Annotated in this window: 17 protein-coding genes; 14 read left to right on the top strand and 3 right to left on the bottom strand. The window is 63.9% G+C overall.

Annotated elements, in window-relative coordinates:
• The first annotated feature begins 163 nt into the window (after window positions 1-163).
• Window positions 164-472, top strand: a complete 309-nt coding sequence (locus FHY55_RS05850) for a hypothetical protein (RefSeq protein WP_140013289.1) — start codon at window positions 164-166, stop codon at window positions 470-472.
• 21 nt (window positions 473-493) lie between these two features.
• Here FHY55_RS05850 and FHY55_RS05845 read toward each other — a convergent pair whose 3' ends face one another.
• The gene (locus FHY55_RS05845) at window positions 494-1,246 is read right to left on the bottom strand and encodes a sulfite exporter TauE/SafE family protein (RefSeq protein WP_140013288.1); all 753 of its coding nucleotides are present in this window, start codon (window positions 1,244-1,246) and stop codon (window positions 494-496) included.
• A 146-nt stretch (window positions 1,247-1,392) separates the two neighbouring features.
• Between FHY55_RS05845 and mdh the strand changes: the two genes are divergently transcribed.
• Entirely contained in the window at window positions 1,393-2,355 is a 963-nt protein-coding gene (gene mdh / locus FHY55_RS05840; protein WP_140013287.1) for a malate dehydrogenase, read from the top strand.
• On the top strand, window positions 2,348-3,193 hold the full coding sequence (locus FHY55_RS05835) for a putative nucleotide-diphospho-sugar transferase (RefSeq protein ID WP_140013286.1): 846 nt from the start codon (window positions 2,348-2,350) through the stop codon (window positions 3,191-3,193). Before mdh ends, FHY55_RS05835 begins: the two co-directional genes overlap by 8 nt.
• A gap of 6 nt (window positions 3,194-3,199) precedes the next feature.
• Here the strand turns inward: FHY55_RS05835 and FHY55_RS05830 are convergent, their stop codons facing one another.
• The gene (locus FHY55_RS05830; protein WP_140013285.1) at window positions 3,200-4,348 is read right to left on the bottom strand and encodes a glycosyltransferase family 2 protein; all 1,149 of its coding nucleotides are present in this window, start codon (window positions 4,346-4,348) and stop codon (window positions 3,200-3,202) included.
• A 161-nt stretch (window positions 4,349-4,509) separates the two neighbouring features.
• Between FHY55_RS05830 and sucC the strand changes: the two genes are divergently transcribed.
• From sucC to FHY55_RS05775, 11 genes are all read left to right on the top strand, one after another.
• On the top strand, window positions 4,510-5,703 hold the full coding sequence (gene sucC / locus FHY55_RS05825; protein WP_140013284.1) for an ADP-forming succinate--CoA ligase subunit beta: 1,194 nt from the start codon (window positions 4,510-4,512) through the stop codon (window positions 5,701-5,703).
• A gap of 6 nt (window positions 5,704-5,709) precedes the next feature.
• Window positions 5,710-6,312, top strand: a complete 603-nt coding sequence (locus tag FHY55_RS05820; RefSeq protein WP_140013283.1) for a hypothetical protein — start codon at window positions 5,710-5,712, stop codon at window positions 6,310-6,312.
• Window positions 6,312-6,824 carry a hypothetical protein gene (locus FHY55_RS05815; RefSeq protein WP_140013282.1) on the top strand — a complete coding sequence of 171 codons (513 nt, stop codon included), beginning with the start codon at window positions 6,312-6,314 and terminating at the stop codon, window positions 6,822-6,824. Before FHY55_RS05820 ends, FHY55_RS05815 begins: the two co-directional genes overlap by 1 nt.
• Before the next feature lie 3 nt (window positions 6,825-6,827).
• Entirely contained in the window at window positions 6,828-7,385 is a 558-nt protein-coding gene (locus FHY55_RS05810; RefSeq protein ID WP_140013281.1) for a hypothetical protein, read from the top strand.
• A gap of 63 nt (window positions 7,386-7,448) precedes the next feature.
• Window positions 7,449-8,330 carry a succinate--CoA ligase subunit alpha gene (gene sucD / locus FHY55_RS05805; protein ID WP_140013280.1) on the top strand — a complete coding sequence of 294 codons (882 nt, stop codon included), beginning with the start codon at window positions 7,449-7,451 and terminating at the stop codon, window positions 8,328-8,330.
• A 75-nt stretch (window positions 8,331-8,405) separates the two neighbouring features.
• Window positions 8,406-11,372, top strand: coding sequence for a 2-oxoglutarate dehydrogenase E1 component (locus FHY55_RS05800; protein ID WP_140013279.1), 2,967 nt, complete (start codon window positions 8,406-8,408; stop codon window positions 11,370-11,372).
• Between the two features lie 3 nt (window positions 11,373-11,375).
• Window positions 11,376-12,938: a 2-oxoglutarate dehydrogenase complex dihydrolipoyllysine-residue succinyltransferase gene (gene odhB, locus FHY55_RS05795; RefSeq protein ID WP_140013278.1), complete on the top strand. Its 1,563-nt coding sequence runs from the start codon at window positions 11,376-11,378 to the stop codon at window positions 12,936-12,938.
• 256 nt (window positions 12,939-13,194) lie between these two features.
• Window positions 13,195-13,623 carry a hypothetical protein gene (locus FHY55_RS05790; RefSeq protein ID WP_140013277.1) on the top strand — a complete coding sequence of 143 codons (429 nt, stop codon included), beginning with the start codon at window positions 13,195-13,197 and terminating at the stop codon, window positions 13,621-13,623.
• Window positions 13,620-13,991, top strand: coding sequence for a DUF4440 domain-containing protein (locus FHY55_RS05785; RefSeq protein ID WP_168222943.1), 372 nt, complete (start codon window positions 13,620-13,622; stop codon window positions 13,989-13,991). The genes FHY55_RS05790 and FHY55_RS05785 overlap by 4 nt, the downstream gene beginning before the upstream one ends.
• Window positions 13,992-14,012: 21 nt before the next feature.
• Entirely contained in the window at window positions 14,013-15,407 is a 1,395-nt protein-coding gene (lpdA, locus tag FHY55_RS05780) for a dihydrolipoyl dehydrogenase (RefSeq protein WP_140013275.1), read from the top strand.
• A 149-nt stretch (window positions 15,408-15,556) separates the two neighbouring features.
• Window positions 15,557-16,402 (top strand): TerB family tellurite resistance protein, encoded by an 846-nt coding sequence (locus tag FHY55_RS05775; protein ID WP_140013274.1) that lies wholly within the window; start codon window positions 15,557-15,559, stop codon window positions 16,400-16,402.
• 15 nt (window positions 16,403-16,417) lie between these two features.
• Here FHY55_RS05775 and FHY55_RS05770 read toward each other — a convergent pair whose 3' ends face one another.
• Window positions 16,418-17,107 (bottom strand): GntR family transcriptional regulator, encoded by a 690-nt coding sequence (locus FHY55_RS05770; RefSeq protein WP_140013273.1) that lies wholly within the window; start codon window positions 17,105-17,107, stop codon window positions 16,418-16,420.
• Between the last annotated feature and the right edge of the window lie 34 nt (window positions 17,108-17,141).

Here is a 17,141-nt window from a genome sequence, read left to right as displayed (position 1 = left end):
TGACCGAGTCGGGCGACTGGAGGGCCGTTCTTGGCAGGGCCGCCAAGACAGACGGCAATAATCAGTCCGACCTTGCAAGACCGGCGCCGAATGCGCCACCCATGCCACCGGCAAAGCCGGGCACGCCCGACATGGGACCACGCTGTCTAAAAGGGTTTGGACCATGAAAGAACTTCTCTTTATCGCCGCGGGCTTTGCCTGCCTCGCCGCCTCCGGGGCCGAGGCTCAAAACCGCAACTGCGCCAACCGTGAAAAGGTGGTTGCCCGCCTCGCCGATGGTTATGGCGAGAGCCGCCAAGCCATTGGGCTGGGCGCCAACAATCAGGTTGTCGAGACCTTCGCCAACCTGGAAAGCGGCACCTGGACGGTGGTTGTGACCATGCCGAGCGGCATCACCTGCCTCGTCGCCTCGGGCAAGGCCTTTGAACTGGTGGAAGAGGCGCTGATCCCTGCGGGTGAGAAAGACGCCTGATACCGCGCGGAAGCGCTGGCCTCAGGTCAGCGCGTCCCAGATCAGCTTGCCGCCGGTGAGCAGGAGCATCACGTAGGTGAGGGCAAAGAACGGCTTTTCGGGCACCACGTGATGCGCCTTCACCCCGAGCCATGCGCCAAGCACGGCGGCGGGGGCCAACCAGAGATCGAGCACCACGGTCTCTTTGGTGAAAACGCCGAGCGCCGCGTAGGGGATGAACTTGAGCAGGTTGATCGCCCAGAACACGATGACGGACGTCGCCTGATAGGTTGTCTTGCCCATCCCCTGGGCCAAGAGGAACACCGCGACGGGCGGGCCGCCCGCGTGGCTGAGGAAGCTGGTGAAGCCTGCAACCGCCCCTGCCGCCCCTCCGGTGACGGGATCGAACGGACGGTCGGGAATTTTGAGCAGACCCCACGACCGGGCCAGTTGATAGGCTACGAAAAGGATCGCAATGGCCCCGATCAGCAGGCGGAAGGTATCGGCATTGGCAACCTGAAAAAGCCAGATCGCCAGCGCGATACCCGGCAGGCTGCCAAGGCAGAGGGCCCATGCGGAGGGGGTATGCCACTGTTTCCAGAAGCTCTTGAGCGTAAAAACGTCAATCAGCATGAGCAGCGGCAGCAACAACCCGACGGCCATGCGCGGATCAATCGCAAGGGCGAGAATCGGGGCCGCAGCGAAGGCCGCGCCGGAGCCGAAACCGCCCTTGGAAATGCCTGCAAACATCACCGCGGGCACCGCCACGGCCATCACCCATGGATCAGGCCACATGCCTGCCAACTCCTTGCATCTTCTAGCCTTTCCGCCCGTGCCCCATGTGCAGGTGCGGCATGTTTGCTGCATTGCAGCCTTGCACGCCCGCAAGCCATTGGCTAGGCGTGGCGAGATTTCATGTCACCAATGAGGGACGACCCATAATGGCCAGACCGAAGATCGCACTTATCGGCTCGGGACAGATCGGCGGCACGCTCGCCCACCTTGCCGCAATGAAGGAACTTGGGGACGTTGTCCTCTTTGACATCGCCGATGGTGTGCCGCAGGGCAAAGCGCTCGACATCGCCGAAAGCGGCCCGAGCGAAGGCTTTGACGCCGCGCTTTCGGGCACAACCGATTACGCCGCCATTGCCGGCGCCGACGTCTGCATCGTCACCGCCGGTGTGCCGCGCAAGCCCGGCATGAGCCGCGACGACCTGCTCGGCATCAACCTCAAGGTGATGAAGTCGGTCGGTGAGGGCATCGCCGCCCACGCGCCCGACGCCTTCGTGATCTGCATCACCAACCCGCTCGACGCGATGGTTTGGGCACTGCAGAAATTCAGTGGCCTGCCCGCCAACAAGGTTTGCGGCATGGCTGGTGTGCTTGACTCCGCCCGCTTCCGCCACTTCCTGAGCCTCGAATTTGGCGTGTCGATGAAAGACGTCACCGCCTTCGTGCTCGGTGGCCACGGCGACACCATGGTACCCTCCGCCCGCTACTCCACCGTTGCCGGCATCCCGCTGCCGGACCTCGTGGACATGGGCTGGACCACGCAGGAGAAGCTCGACGCGATCATCCAGCGCACCCGTGACGGCGGCGCCGAAATCGTTGGCCTGCTGAAGACCGGCTCGGCCTATTACGCCCCGGCCACCTCCGCCATCGAGATGGCCGAGGCCTACCTGAAAGACCAGAAGCGCGTGCTGCCCTGTGCGGCCTATTGTGACGGCGAGATTGGCGTGAAAGACATGTATGTTGGCGTGCCGACCGTCATCGGTGCTGGTGGCATCGAGAAGGTTGTGGACATCAAGCTCAACAAGGAAGAGCAAGTGATGTTCGACAAGTCGGTTGAAGCCGTGAAGGGCCTTGTCGAGGCCTGCAAGGGCATCGACAGCTCGCTTGCCTGACGAAGGTTTCGTCTTTGCCGTCAGCGGTGCGGCCTACCTCCCGCTGACGGTGCGGGCGGCGGAGACCATCCGCCGCCACCATCCCGACCATCCGATAGACCTGTTCACCGATGTGCCTTGTGACGCATCGGTGTTTTCGCAGGTCACGATGCTGCAAACCTCAGGGTTTCGCCCCAAGTTCGAGGCGCTTCGCCGCTCGCGCTTTGACCGCTCAATCTATCTGGACGGCGACGTCATCTGCACGGCCCCGATGGCGGATGTGTTCGACCTGCTCGATCACTTTGACATCGCCGCCGCTCATGAGCCGAACCGCAACTCCGACTGGGGCCGAAAGCCATTTCGCGCAGCCATTCCGGCGGCCTTTCCGCAGATTAACTCGGGTTGCATCGGGCTGCGCGCCTCACCGCAAACGCGCGCCTTCATGCAGAGTATCGAGGCCGTCTTGACTGAAAGCGGATACGACCGCGACCAGCCGGTGCTGCGCGAACTGCTGTATCAAAGCGATCTGAGGTTGGCCGTGCTGCCGACCGAGTACAACCTGATCGAATTCACTGCGTTGGAGGCCATGGGGCGACGCACCGCTGCGCCCCGCCTTCTGCACCTGCCCCGCCTTCACAAGCATCTGCGCAAGCAACGCAGGCGGCGCGAGCTCCGCACGCTCGAGGAGGTTTGCGGCCCGCGCTATGCCCGCCACATCAAGCGCTTGATCGCCGCCGACCGGACCCTTGGAAATGACGGGAGCGCCACGCCGCTTCTGCGCAGTGGCTTGCTTGGGGCCATTCGCTTGCTGGTCAACGATATTCCCGCTGGCCTTCGCCGTCTCTTCGCGCGGTACTGAAGCCGTTCAGGCCGCCTGATTTGCAGCGATTTTCTTCATCAGTCGCTTGGCGTTCTCGCTGCCTAGCTTCAGATCGAAGGCGCGGAAGGAAAAATCGGCCTCGACCTCGGGGAAGACGCGGCGCATCGCCGCTTCTGGGTCGATCTTCATGGCGCTAAGGCGGCCATGCTCGGTGAGCGCGCGGGATTGATCCGGGGTCAGCCCGGTGATCTTGCGGAAAAACCGCAAAAGCTCGGGCATGGTGGAAATGTTATCTCGCACCTCACGGACCTGCCGGGCGCGCTCTTGGTGGAGCAGCTTGTCGATGGCCTCATCGCCCTGCTCGGCATAGCGCAGGGTTTTTGCGGCCCAATGCAGCGGCGTCAGCCCGTCGAAGTGCAGCACGTGCAGGCCGGTCGCCTTTTTGTGCTTGGCCCAGCCGTTGTTCTTGCCCGGCAGCTTGGCAGCGTGAACCTGCACCTGAACCTTGTGCCCGGTGCGCACCAGCGGCTTGCCGTGGGATGAGCCTGCCAGCCCATTGGCCAGAAACGGCGTCACCTCTTCCCCGTAGATCCGCTTGGCAATCAGCGGGGCCTGTTTGATCGGATGGCGGAAGACGCCGGAGAAGATATGGTCGGAGGCGTCGCCCTCCAGCCAGCAGCGTTCGACCGCGGGCACACGGAGCCAGACGTCATCGTCCTCCAGCCGCGCGATCTCTTCAGCGAAGGGGCGGGCCATGTGCAGGAATTCATCGGCGTCGAGGTGCAGCAGGTAGTCGGCCTTCACCTTTTTATAGGCTTGAGAGGCATTGACCGCTTGGCGGGCATTCTGGTTGGGCGGGCGGCCCCGGCCATTTGTGACTTCGTTCCAATAGGCCTCGGTGCAGCGAATGGCGTTGACCCTTGGGGTTTTTACCAGAAGCGGGCGCACGGGATCGTCGGGATCATCGAGATAGATGATGATCTTCTTGGCGCCGAGTTCGAGGTGGTGCGCGACGAAGGCCAGCACCAGTTCGGCGGGCTCCCGAACGGTGGCCGTAACGGCAAAGCTGGGGGTGCGGCCTGGTTTGCCTGCGGGCGAGGCCTCTGCTTTCGGGGTCGTGTTCATGTGGTTATGCATATCGCCCCGCTCGGGCTCTGGCCAGCCCCGGTGCGGGCCGGGCGGGGTGATTCTCATGGTAGCGTTAGCAGCTTGTTAACTTGTGATCACACAATTCTCGGCTGTGATCACAAAACGCATTAATCCTGCCCAACCCCTGCAATTGCAGGAAATTTTTGTTTGCCTGCCGCGCTGCCTGTGTCAAGGACAGGACAAACCGCAGCTTGAGGAACACCTTCATGAACATCCATGAGTATCAGGCGAAGGCCTTGCTTCGCTCCTACGGCGCCCCGGTCTCGGACGGCCGCGCCGTCCTGAAGGCCGATGAGGCCAAGACTGCCGCCGGAGCGCTCGATGGCCCGCTCTGGGTGGTGAAGGCGCAAATCCATGCAGGCGGGCGCGGCAAGGGCTCGTTCAAGGAAGCCGCTGCTGGCGAAAAGGGCGGTGTGCGCCTTGCCAAGTCGGTCGAAGAGGCGGCCGAGGAAGCCAAGAAGATGCTCGGCAAAACCCTCGTCACCCACCAGACCGGCCCGGCGGGCAAGCAGGTGAACCGCATCTACATCGAGGATGGCTCGGACATTACCTCCGAGTTCTACCTTGCTCTGCTGGTGGACCGGCAGACCAGCCGCGTGTCTTTCGTGTGCTCCACCGAGGGCGGCATGGACATTGAGGAAGTTGCCGCCGCGACGCCCGAGAAGATCTTGAGTTTCAGCGTCGATCCGGCCACAGGCTACCAGCCCTACCACGGCCGCCGCGTTGCCTTCGCCCTCGGGCTTGAAGGCGCGGCCGTCAAGCAATGCGTCAAGCTGATGGGCATTCTCTACAAGGCCTTCATGGAGAAGGACATGGAGATGCTGGAGATCAACCCGCTGATCCTGATGCCCAATGGCGAGTTGAAGGTGCTGGATGCCAAGCTCGGCTTTGACGGCAACGCGATGTACCGGCAGGCGGATGTGGCAGAGTTGCGCGACACCACCGAAGAAGACCCGAAGGAGCTTGAGGCGAGCAAGTACGACCTCAACTACATCGCGCTTGACGGTGAAATCGGCTGCATGGTGAACGGCGCGGGCCTTGCCATGGCGACAATGGACATCATCAAGCTCTACGGTGCCGAGCCCGCCAACTTCCTCGACGTGGGCGGCGGCGCAACCAAGGAGAAGGTGACCGAGGCCTTCAAGATCATCACCTCCGACCCCAACGTGAAGGGAATTCTGGTGAACATCTTCGGCGGCATCATGCGCTGCGACGTCATCGCCGAGGGCGTCATCGCCGCGGTGAAGGAGGTCGGCCTTCAGGTGCCGCTGGTGGTGCGCCTCGAAGGCACCAACGTGGAGAAGGGCAAGGAGATCATCAACAACTCCGATGTTGACGTGATCGCCGCCGACAACCTCTCCGACGGCGCCGAGAAGATCGTGAAGGCGGTGAAGGGGTAAGCAAGGGTGAAACTCATCGCAATCATGCTTGCCGGGGCTCTCAGCCTCGGCGCCTGCGTTCCGACCACCGATCAGGCCGGTGGGCCTGCAAGCACCCGGGACGGCTGGCGTGCCTCGGCACCCTATCGTGTGGATGGCGAAATCGCGCTGCTCGCTGACGCTTGCCTTGCCTATGTAGAGAGCAAAGTACTGACAGATCTTCAGCCGCGCGGATATAAGAAGAACCCAAGAAACTTCTACTACAAGGGTCTGCACAAGGATGATGCGCCAGCCAGCGTCGCGGCAGGCTTCATCACCAGTTCCACCCTGAACTACGATCGCAGATCCTGCCGTTTCAGTGTCGGCGCGCTTGGCGGGCGCGGCTCGGAGCAGCCCTTCTTGCGGCGTGCGAACGCGATCGTGTACTCGCACTTGCAGAGCAAGGGCTATCGCAAGTCAGGCTATCCCCTGCGATCCGGTGTCATGGTTGACATCTGGCTCAGGGAAGGGCGGGGCGTGAGGCTTTCGATCCTTGGCACACCGGGCAGTGAGGTCGCAGCGGTCACCGTTAACCCCGCGAGCGAGGCTGAAATTGCCAAAGCGGCTGCGCGGTCTGGGGGGCGACCCTGATGCACCGCGCCCTCCCCCTCCTCGCCTGCCTCGTCGCCACCCCGGTGGCGGCGGATGACTTCGTTGCACTGCACAAGATGACCCGGCAGCTTTCCAAGCCTGCGGGGGCGGAAGCGCAGAGCGGCGCATGGGCGGCCTGCCTTTTGGGCGGTGGCGATGAGGATGGGACAAAGGCCCTGTTCGAAGTGGCTGGGTGGAATGTCTTTTCCGACCCCGAGATCGGCATGGCCGAGATCAGCCACCCCAAGTCAAACATCTACGTCTCGCTCTACATGGACGGCGCAATCTGTTCGGTCGCCCATACCGCCCAATCCTCCGGTGATGCGGCGGTGCTGCTGGAAGACTTCCTGCAGGCCGCCGGTCTTTATCCGATGGAAGCCGAGGTTGAGGGCTGTGCGGGCTGGAAGATTGGCAGGTTCCGGAGCGTCGGCCTCACCTCCGGCGGGCAAGATCCTGTCTGCGTCGGCACGGGCAGCAACGACGTGCGTTTCTATTTCCCGGAGGGCAGCTGAGACATGCGCGCCGTCGTCCTCCTCCTGCTCACCGCAGCCCCGGCAAGCGCCGCTGTCGATGTGCCCCGCGCCTTCGAGCTGTTCGACGCCTACTGCCGCCCGGCAATGCAAGGGATCGAGGCTCTGCGCGAGGTGGCCAAGGTGCCCGGGCCTAATGGCGAACAGGTATTTGCGCAAACCGAAGATGGCTCGTGGATTACCTATCACACCGGTGAAGGCGACTTTTTGGTGACCGGCGGATACCGTTACGGCGCACAGAGCGAAATGCGCGATTGCATGGTGCAGCAGGTTGGCGGGATTGCCGGGCAAGAGCCTGTGGAACCGGTTGAAGCCGAATTTCTTGACCTAGCGCCGGGCGGAGAGGGCATTGCGATCTCGGGCGGGAAGGTGCTGGAAGAGATGCCAGCCGTAGGCCACTTTGCCATGATCCCCAAGGGTCATCGGAACGACCGGCGCGAATATGTGATTGAAGGCGCGATGGAGCCGCCAGAAGCGGTGATGATCGGCTCGATGGGCCCGGGCGTCTTTCGCCTCAACGCCTTCGCGGTGATCCCGCGATGAGCATGACACACAACACCCAGACGCCCGTGGCGGCGCACTGACACAGAAGCAAGGAAAACACCGATGGCCATTCTCGTCGATGAAAACACAAAGGTAATCTGTCAGGGCCTCACCGGCTCGCAGGGCACCTTCCACTCCGAGCAGGCCATTGCCTATGGCACCAAGATGGTTGGCGGCGTAACGCCGGGCAAGGGCGGGCAGAGCCACCTTGACCTGCCGGTCTTCAACTCGGTGCATGAGGCCAAGCACGAGACCGGGGCGAACGCCTCCGTCATCTACGTGCCGCCGCCCTTTGCTGCCGACTCGATCCTTGAGGCGATCGACGCTGAGATGGAGCTGATCGTTTGCATCACCGAGGGCATTCCGGTGCTCGACATGATGGCGGTGAAGCGCGCGCTGGAAGGCTCTTCGAGCCGCCTGATCGGCCCCAACTGCCCCGGTGTCATCACCCCTGACGCCTGCAAGATCGGCATCATGCCCGGCCACATCCACAAGCGCGGCTCGGTGGGCGTTGTCTCCCGCTCCGGCACGCTGACCTACGAGGCGGTGAAGCAGACCTCGGATGCGGGCCTCGGCCAGTCCACCGCCGTCGGCATCGGCGGCGACCCGATCAAGGGCACCGAGCATATCGACGTGCTCGACATGTTCCTGGACGATGACGAGACCCAATCGATCATCATGATCGGCGAAATCGGCGGCTCCGCCGAGGAAGAGGCCGCCGAGTTCCTCGCCGAACAGAAGAAGAAGGGCCGCTGGAAGCCGACTGCTGGCTTCATCGCCGGCCGCACCGCCCCTCCGGGCCGCCGCATGGGCCATGCCGGTGCGATTGTTGCCGGTGGCAAAGGCGGCGCGGAAGACAAGATCGAAGCGATGAAATCCGCCGGGATCGTGGTGGCCGACAGCCCTGCTGGCCTCGGTGAAGCCGTGCTGAAGGCGATTGGCTAGGGCCGCGCAACATACGCCAAAACTGGCCGCCGGCGGGCTCCTCCGCCTGCGGCCTTCAACCTGTCAGGTGCTCAGATGACCGACCAAAGCCCCAACGACCTTTTCCATGCCTCCAGCTTCATGCAGGGGCATAACGCCGCCTACCTCGAACAGCTTTACGCCAAATACGCCGATGATCCGAATTCGGTTGATGGCGCATGGGCCGAGTTTTTCCGGCAGCTGGGTGACGGCGAGACCGATGTGAAGGCCGAGGCCAAGGGCCCCTCTTGGGCGCGGGGCGATTGGCCGCCGGTGCCGGGGGATGAGCTGACAGCCGCACTCACCGGCGAGTGGCCGGCAGAGGCCACGCCCGAGGGCAAGGGCGCCGCGAAGAAGATCAAGGATGCGGCTGGCGCACAGGCCGCGCCGGTGAATGAAGAGGCGATCCGCACCGCCGTGCTCGACAGCATCCGCGCGCTCATGCTGATCCGCGCCTATCGGATCCGTGGCCATCTGGTGGCTGATCTCGACCCGCTGGGCATGCAGGACCAGACGCCCCACCCCGAGCTGGACCCGAAGAGCTACGGCTTTACCGATGCCGACATGGACCGGCCAATCTTCATCGACCAGGTGCTGGGCCTGAAGTTTGCTTCGCTGCGCCAGATCATCGACATCGTGCGCCGCACCTACTGCGGCACCTTCGCGCTGCAATACATGCATATCTCCAACCCCGAAGAAGCCTCCTGGCTGAAGGAACGCATCGAGGGGCTCGGCAAAGAAATCGCCTTTACCCGCGAGGGGCGGAAGGCGATTTTGAACAAGCTGGTCGAGGCCGAGGGCTTCGAGAAGTTCCTGCACGTGAAGTACATGGGCACGAAGCGCTTTGGCCTTGATGGCGGCGAGGCGCTGGTGCCTGCGATGGAGCAGATCATCAAGCGCGGCGGCTCGCTGGGCGTAAAGGAGATCGTGATCGGGATGCCCCACCGGGGCCGTCTCTCGGTGCTGGCCAATGTGATGGCAAAGCCCTATCGCGCAATCTTCAACGAATTTCAGGGCGGCAGCTTCAAGCCGGAAGACGTGGATGGCTCGGGCGACGTGAAATATCACCTTGGCGCCTCCTCGGACCGTGAGTTTGATGGCAACAGCGTGCACCTTTCGCTCACCGCCAACCCCAGCCACCTTGAGGCGGTCAACCCGGTGGTGCTGGGCAAGGCGCGCGCCAAGCAGGACCAGCTGGGCGACAAGGAGCGCACCCAGGTGCTGCCGATCCTGCTGCATGGCGATGCGGCCTTTGCCGGCCAGGGCGTGGTGGCCGAGTGCTTTGGCCTTTCCGGCCTGCGCGGCCACCGCACCGGCGGCACCATCCATATCGTGGTGAACAACCAGATCGGCTTCACCACCGCGCCGCATTTCTCGCGCAGCTCGCCCTACCCCACCGACATCGCGCTGATGGTGGAGGCGCCCATCTTCCACGTGAACGGCGATGACCCGGAGGCCGTGGTGCATGCCGCCAAGGTGGCCACCGAGTTCCGCCAGAAGTTCCACAAGGACGTGGTGCTCGACATCTTCTGTTATCGCCGCTTCGGCCATAACGAAGGCGACGAGCCGATGTTCACCAACCCGATCATGTACAAGCGGATCAAGGGCCACAAAACGACCCTGAGCCTCTACACCGAGCGGCTGGTGAAGGATGGCCTCATTCCCGAGGGCGAGATCGAAGACATGAAGGCGGCCTTCCAAAGCTACCTGAATGACGAATTTGAAGCCGGGAAAAACTTCAAGCCCAACAAGGCTGACTGGCTGGATGGCCGCTGGTCACACCTCGACCGGCGCGGCGAAGAGTATCAGCGCGGCGAGACGGCGATTGCCGAAGAGACCTTCACCGAGGTCGGCAAGGCGCTGACCACCGCGCCCGAGGGCTATGCGCTGCACAAGACAGTGCAGCGGATGATGGGCGCCAAGGCTCAGATGATCGAAAAGGGTGAGGGCATCGACTGGGCGACCGGCGAAGCGCTGGCCTTTGGCTCGCTGCTCACCGAGGGCTACCCGGTGCGGCTCGCCGGGCAGGATAGCACGCGCGGCACCTTCTCGCAGCGCCACTCGGCCTTCGTCAATCAGGAGACGGAAGAGCGCTACTATCCGCTCAACCATATCCGCGCCGGTCAGGCCGGGTATGAGGTGATCGACTCCATGCTCTCGGAGTATGCGGTGCTGGGCTTCGAATACGGCTTCTCGCTGGCCGAACCCAATGCGCTGGTGCTCTGGGAGGCGCAGTTTGGCGATTTTGCCAACGGCGCGCAGATCATGTTCGACCAGTTCGTCAGCTCGGGTGAAAGCAAGTGGCTGCGGATGTCGGGCCTCGTTTGCCTGTTGCCGCATGGCTACGAGGGCCAGGGGCCGGAGCACTCTTCGGCGCGGCTGGAGCGCTTCTTGCAGATGTGCGGGCAAGACAACTGGATCGTCGCCAACTGCACGACACCGGCCAACTACTTCCACATCCTGCGCCGCCAGATTCACCGCAGCTTCCGCAAGCCGCTCATCATGATGACGCCCAAGTCGCTGTTGCGGCACAAGATGGCGGTGAGCCGGCGGGAAGAGTTTACCACCGGGTCCAGCTTCCACCGGGTGCTGTGGGATGACGCCGAACATGGCAACTCCGACACCAAGCTGGTGGCCGACGACAATATCCGCCGCGTGGTGATGTGCTCGGGCAAGGTCTACTTCGATCTGCTCGAAGCGCGCGATGCTGCCGGGATCGACGATGTCTACCTGCTGCGTGTCGAGCAGTTTTACCCCTTCCCCGCGATCAGCCTCGTCAAGGAGCTGGAGCGGTTCAAGGGAGCAGAGATGGTATGGTGCCAGGAAGAGCCCAAGAACCAGGGCGCGTGGAGCTATATCGAACCGAACATCGAATGGGTGCTGGGCCGGATCAAGGCAAAGTACGGTCGCCCAGCCTATGTTGGACGGGCCACCTCGGCCTCTCCGGCCACCGGCCTCGCCTCGCAGCACAAAGCACAACAGGAAGCCCTCGTGAACGAGGCGCTCGGAATTGAAGGAAACTGATCAATGAGCACCGAAGTCCGCGTGCCCACTCTGGGCGAAAGCGTCACCGAGGCCACCGTTGCCACCTGGTTCAAGAAGCCGGGCGATGCTGTTGCCGCCGATGAAATGCTCTGCGAGCTGGAGACCGACAAGGTCACCGTTGAAGTGCCCTCCCCCGCCGCTGGCGTGATGGGCGAGATCGTCGCCGCCGAGGGCGAGACGGTGGGCGTTGATGCGCTGCTGGCAACCATTTCCGAGGGTGGCGAAGGCGCCGCCCCCGCGAAAGAAGAGCCCAAGGCCGAGAAGCCGAAAGCCGAAGAGGCCGCGCCTGCCGAGAGCGCTGGCGGTGATGCCGGCGGCGAAAGCGTGGACGTTATGGTGCCGACGCTGGGTGAAAGCGTTACCGAGGCAACCGTGGCGACATGGTTCAAGAAGGTGGGTGACAGCGTCGAAGCCGACGAGATGCTTTGCGAGCTGGAAACCGACAAGGTGAGCGTTGAAGTGCCCGCCCCCTCCGCCGGGACGATCACCGAGATCATCGCCGAAGAGGGCTCTACTGTTGAGGCGGGCGGCAAGCTTGCGGTGATGGGCGGGGCCTCGGGTGGCTCCTCCTCGGCGAAGCCCGCCGAAAGCGGCAAGAAAGAAGCCGCGCCCAAGGCCCCCGAAGCGGCCACCGCCGCCAAGGGCGCCGATGTGGAAAACGCGCCTTCGGCCAACAAGATGATGGCAGAGAAAGGCCTTTCGGAGAGCGACGTGAAGGGCACCGGCAAGGATGGCCGGATCATGAAGGAGGACGTGATGAAGGCCGTGCAGGCCGGCGTTTCGGCCTCCTCCTCCGCGCCCGCCCCCGCCTCCCCGCCGCGCGGCCCTGTTGCCGCCGAGGACGAGGCACGCGAAGAGCGGGTGAAGATGACGCGCCTGCGCCAAACCATCGCCCGCCGCCTGAAAGACGCGCAAAACACTGCCGCGATCCTGACCACCTACAACGAGGTGGACATGACCGAGGTGATGGCGCTGCGGAACGAGTACAAAGACCTCTTCCTCAAGAAGCATGGCGTGAAGCTGGGCTTCATGTCGTTCTTCACCAAGGCCTGCGTACATGCGCTGGGTGAGGTGCCGGAGGTGAACGCCGAGATCGACGGCACCGACATCGTCTACAAGAACTTCGTGCACATGGGCATTGCTGCGGGCACGCCGCAGGGCCTTGTTGTGCCAGTGATCCGCAACGCCGATGCGATGAGCTTTGCCGAGATCGAGAAGGCGATTGCCGAGAAAGGCGCCCGCGCCCGTGACGGCAAGCTGTCGATGGCCGAGATGCAGGGCGGCACCTTCACCATCTCCAACGGCGGCGTCTACGGCTCGCTGATGTCTTCGCCGATCCTGAACCCACCGCAGTCGGGCATCCTTGGGATGCACAAGATCCAGGAGCGGCCGATGGTTGTGGGCGGTGAGATCGTGATCCGCCCGATGATGTATCTCGCGCTCAGCTACGATCACCGCATCGTTGACGGCAAAGGCGCCGTGACCTTCCTCGTGCGGGTCAAAGAGGCGCTGGAAGACCCGCGCCGGTTGCTGATGGACCTCTGAGGCATGGCGGGTTTCGCCCACCCTGCAGGACTCTGTAGGGTGGGCGAAACCCACCGGTAGAAAGCGCGATGGCCTGGCTCACTCCAACAACCCTTACCTGCGCGGCCTGCGGTTTTTCCGGCGAGGTGAAGTATCTCAACGAGCGAACACCCGCAGGAGAACGGCGCAAAAGGCTGTTCAAGGTTGGCCCGTTCCGCAAATCGGCGGAAGCGCTGCACTGCCCATCCTGTAGCGCAGATATGATGGAGCTTGCCCCATGACCCTCCTCACACGCGCCGAAACCCTCGCCTTTGCACCCGAAACCGCCGATGCCCTGCGCCGTGGCGGGTTTACGCTAGGGCTGGTCTCTACCTCGGGCGTGTTGGCGCTTGGCACCTTTTCGGGCGGCGGCTTTCAGCCGTGGCTGCTGATCTTCGCCGTGCTGGCCATGCTGCCCGCCCTCACCCTGCTGGCCCTCTCCGCCGCCCTGCCCGCTCGGCGGGCCGTGGTGCTGCCGCTCACGTGGCTGCTCTGCGGCTTCCTGTTGATGCTGATCCGCGCGACCATGGCAGCAGCGGCGGGCTTTTGGTTTGCGCCGCTGGTCAGCGTGATTTCGGCAGTGGAAGTGACCGCGACCATCGCACTGGCGTGGTTTGCATGGCACCTCTTTCGCAGTGGCGCGCTTGCAGGAGAGGTGGCGCGATGACCGATCTTGCCGCGCTTCCCCCGCTGGAAGAGGCGATCTGGTCGGCCGCTTCGGGCTATGACCGAGCCGAGATTGAGCGGCTTCTGGCGCCCGACTTTTTTGAGCTGGCGCGTTCGGGCCGCCGCTATACCCGCGAAGAGCTGCTGACGGATACTTCGGAGGGCCGCCCTTCAAAGGTTGCGTTACACGGGCTTGAGGCGCGTGAGGTTGCCCCCGGCGTGGCGCTTGTTACCTATACCTCTGAGACCCGCTACCCGGACGAGACCCAATGGGCCGCCCGCTCCACCCTCTGGGCCGAAACGCCCGATGGGTGGCAGGCCCGCTTTCATCAGGGCACACCGCTGCCCGAGGGCGGCAACGCCCCCTGACACCCCCGCAAAGGAGACCCCATGTCTGCATATGACGTGATCATCATCGGCGCCGGCCCCGGCGGCTACGTCTGCGCCATTCGCTGCGCCCAACTGGGCATGAAGACGGCCGTTGTCGAAGGCCGCGAGACGCTGGGCGGCACCTGCCTCAACGTCGGCTGCATCCCGTCCAAGGCCATGCTTCACGCCAGCCACATGCTGCATGAGGCGGAGCACAACTTTGCCGAGATGGGGCTGAAGGGCAAAAGCCCCAGCGTCGATTGGAAGCAGATGCTGGCCTACAAGCAAAAGACGGTGGACCAGAACACCGGCGGCATCGAGTTTCTGTTCAAGAAAAACAAGATCGACTGGCTGAAGGGTTGGGGCTCCATCCCCGAGGCGGGCAAGGTGAAGGTGGGTGACGAGGTGCATGAGGCCAAGCACATCATCATCGCCACCGGCTCCGAACCTGCGAGCATCCCCGGTGCCGAGGTGGAGATTGACGAGAAGACGGTTGTCAGCTCCACCGGCGCGCTGGAGCTGGGCAAGGTGCCCGGTGAGATGGTCGTGGTCGGCGGCGGGGTGATCGGGCTGGAGCTTGGCTCGGTTTATGCCCGGCTTGGCAGCAAGGTGACGGTGGTGGAGTTCCTCGATGCGATCACCCCCGGCGCGGATGCCGAGGTGGCCAAGAACTTCCAGAAGATTCTGAAGAAGCAGGGGCTCTCTTTTGTGATGGGGGCCGCTGTCAACAAGGTGGAGACCAAGGGCGGCAAGGCCACGGTGCACTACAAGCTGCGCAAGGACGAGAGTGCCCATGAGCTGAAGTGCGACACGGTGCTGGTGGCCACGGGCCGCAAGCCCTACGTCGACGGGCTGGGACTGGACGAGCTGGGCGTGAAGATGACCAAGCGCGGGCAGGTCGAGGTGGATGACCACTTCCAGACCGCCGTGAAGGGCGTCTATGCCATCGGTGACGCGATCCCCGGCCCGATGCTCGCCCACAAGGCCGAGGACGAAGGCACCGCGCTGGCCGAGATGCTGGCGGGCCAGAAGCCGCATATCAACTACGGGCTCATTCCAGGCGTCATCTACACTGCGCCAGAGGTGGCGAGCGTGGGTGAAACCGAGGAGACGCTGAAGGAGAAGGGCAAGGCCTATAAGGTTGGCAAGTTCCCCTTCATGGGCAACGCGCGGGCCAAGTCGGTGCACCAGGCCGAGGGCTTCGTGAAGATGCTCGCCGACAAGGAAACAGACCGCATCCTCGGCTGCCACATCATCGGCCCCTCGGCGGGTGAGCTGATCCACGAGATCTGTGTGGCGATGGAGTTTGGAGCCTCCGCAGAGGACGTGGCCCGCACCTGCCACGCCCATCCGACCTTCTCCGAAGCCGTGCGCGAGAGCGCTCTGGCCTGTGGCGATGGGGCCATTCACGCCTGAGGCACATCCCCGCTGAAACAGGGCCGCGGTGGCAGCACCGCGGCCTTTTTCGTGCTCAAGTTGCGCCCCACGCCCGCCCAAATCGGCTGTTAACGCTTATGGCAAGGAATGGGCCAAAGAGCCCGGATTGTTGAGTAAAGCGAGAGGACATGTCGATGCGCAAGTTCGGGATAGTTGCGGCTACCGCCGCCCTGGCCCTGACGGCCAGTTCGGATGAAGCCCAGGCCCGCCGTGGCGGTGGGGCGATCTGGATGGAGAGCCAGCAGTTGCACTTCGTCGCACCGACGAACATCAGCTCGGGCAACGGCAATGCAATGGCGCTATGCCACCTCAGCACCAAGCATCACATCTTTCAGATCGGGTTCTGGCGCAGCATGAACGGCTACGCGCTTTCCTATGACGGTTGCAATGGTGAGCGGTTCGTTCCGGTCGATACCGCCCGGCTGGAGCGGATGATTGCGGCCGGCGACGTGCCCGCAGGCCTGCCCGCCGAGCCAAAAATGCAGACCGCCCAGCTTGTGACAGGCTTCGCCGGCTCTGCCGCTCTTGGCGCAACCTTCGGGCTGTTCGGCCTGCTCAAGATGCTCCGTGCCGCCGGGCGCCGCCGTCGCCGCAATGCGATGACAGGCGCGGGCGGCTTTGCCCAGCGGGTGCTGGACGTGATGTGCCATGCGGCAAAGGCCGATGGCGTGGTGGACCCGGAAGAGGTGAAGCTGATCGCCTTCGCCAGCGAAAAACTGACCGGCTCAGCCTACTCGCCCGACCAGATCGAGCAGCTCATCGGGATGGCGGGCACCAAGGTTTCGGACGATGACTTCAAGGCTTTCGGTGAGGGGCTGGATGCCCGACAGCGCGAAACCCTGATGCGCGGGGCGCTGATGGTGACTGTGTCGGATGGCACGATCAGCCACTCGGAAAAGGGCTTTCTGGCCCGGCTGGCCGCTTCGCTGGGCATCTCCGCGCTTGAGATGCAGGGCATGCTGCGGAGCCTCTGAGCGCCGCCCGCGCCCTCAGCTGGCCAGCATCCGCAGGCCGCCCGTTACATCCGAGCGCACCGCCAGTCGCAGGCCCGGCTCGTCGCCCGCCTTCAGCGCCGCCACGATCAGCCGGTGGTGGCGCGGCACCTCGGTGCGCCGCAGCCTGTCATAGAGCAACCGCATGGTCGGCCCCAGCTGGAGCCAGACGGTTTCGGCCAGAGCCAGCATCGCCGGGGCCTGAGCCCGCAGGTAAAGCGTGCGGTGAAACTCCAGATTGGCGCGAATGTAGCCCGCCGCATCGCCCCGCGCCGTGACCTCGGCGATTGTAGCATTGACCGCTTCCAGCCGCTCGATCAGCGCGATATGGGCGCGAGGCAGGGCGCGGGTGGCAAGCTCGGGCTCCAGCAGCGCACGAATCGCGGCCAGTTCCTCGATCCGGTCATTCGTCAGCACCGGGGTGGAGACACGGCCCGAGGCCGAGAGCGTTAGCGCCCCTTCCGCTGCCAGCCGCCGCACTGCCTCCCGTGCCGGTGTCATCGACACGCCAAACTCTTTGCCGACACCCCGGAGGGTTAGGGCGTGGCCGGGCAGAAGCTCGCCATGCATGATCCGGGTACGCAGGGCGCGGTAGACGCGGTCATGCGCGGCGGTCGCGGCACCGGAGGGCGCGGGAGCACCACGGCTGGGAGGGGCGGCATCTGCGGGGGGCGGTTGGATTAGCATGGCGCAACCGTGATCACGAATCTGCGGCCCGTCA

It is taken from the genome of Oceanicola sp. D3, assembly GCF_006351965.1.
Classification (GTDB): Bacteria; Pseudomonadota; Alphaproteobacteria; order Rhodobacterales; family Rhodobacteraceae; genus Vannielia.
The sequence above is the reverse complement of the archived record's forward strand: the minus strand, read 5'-3'. Positions and strand labels throughout refer to the sequence as shown.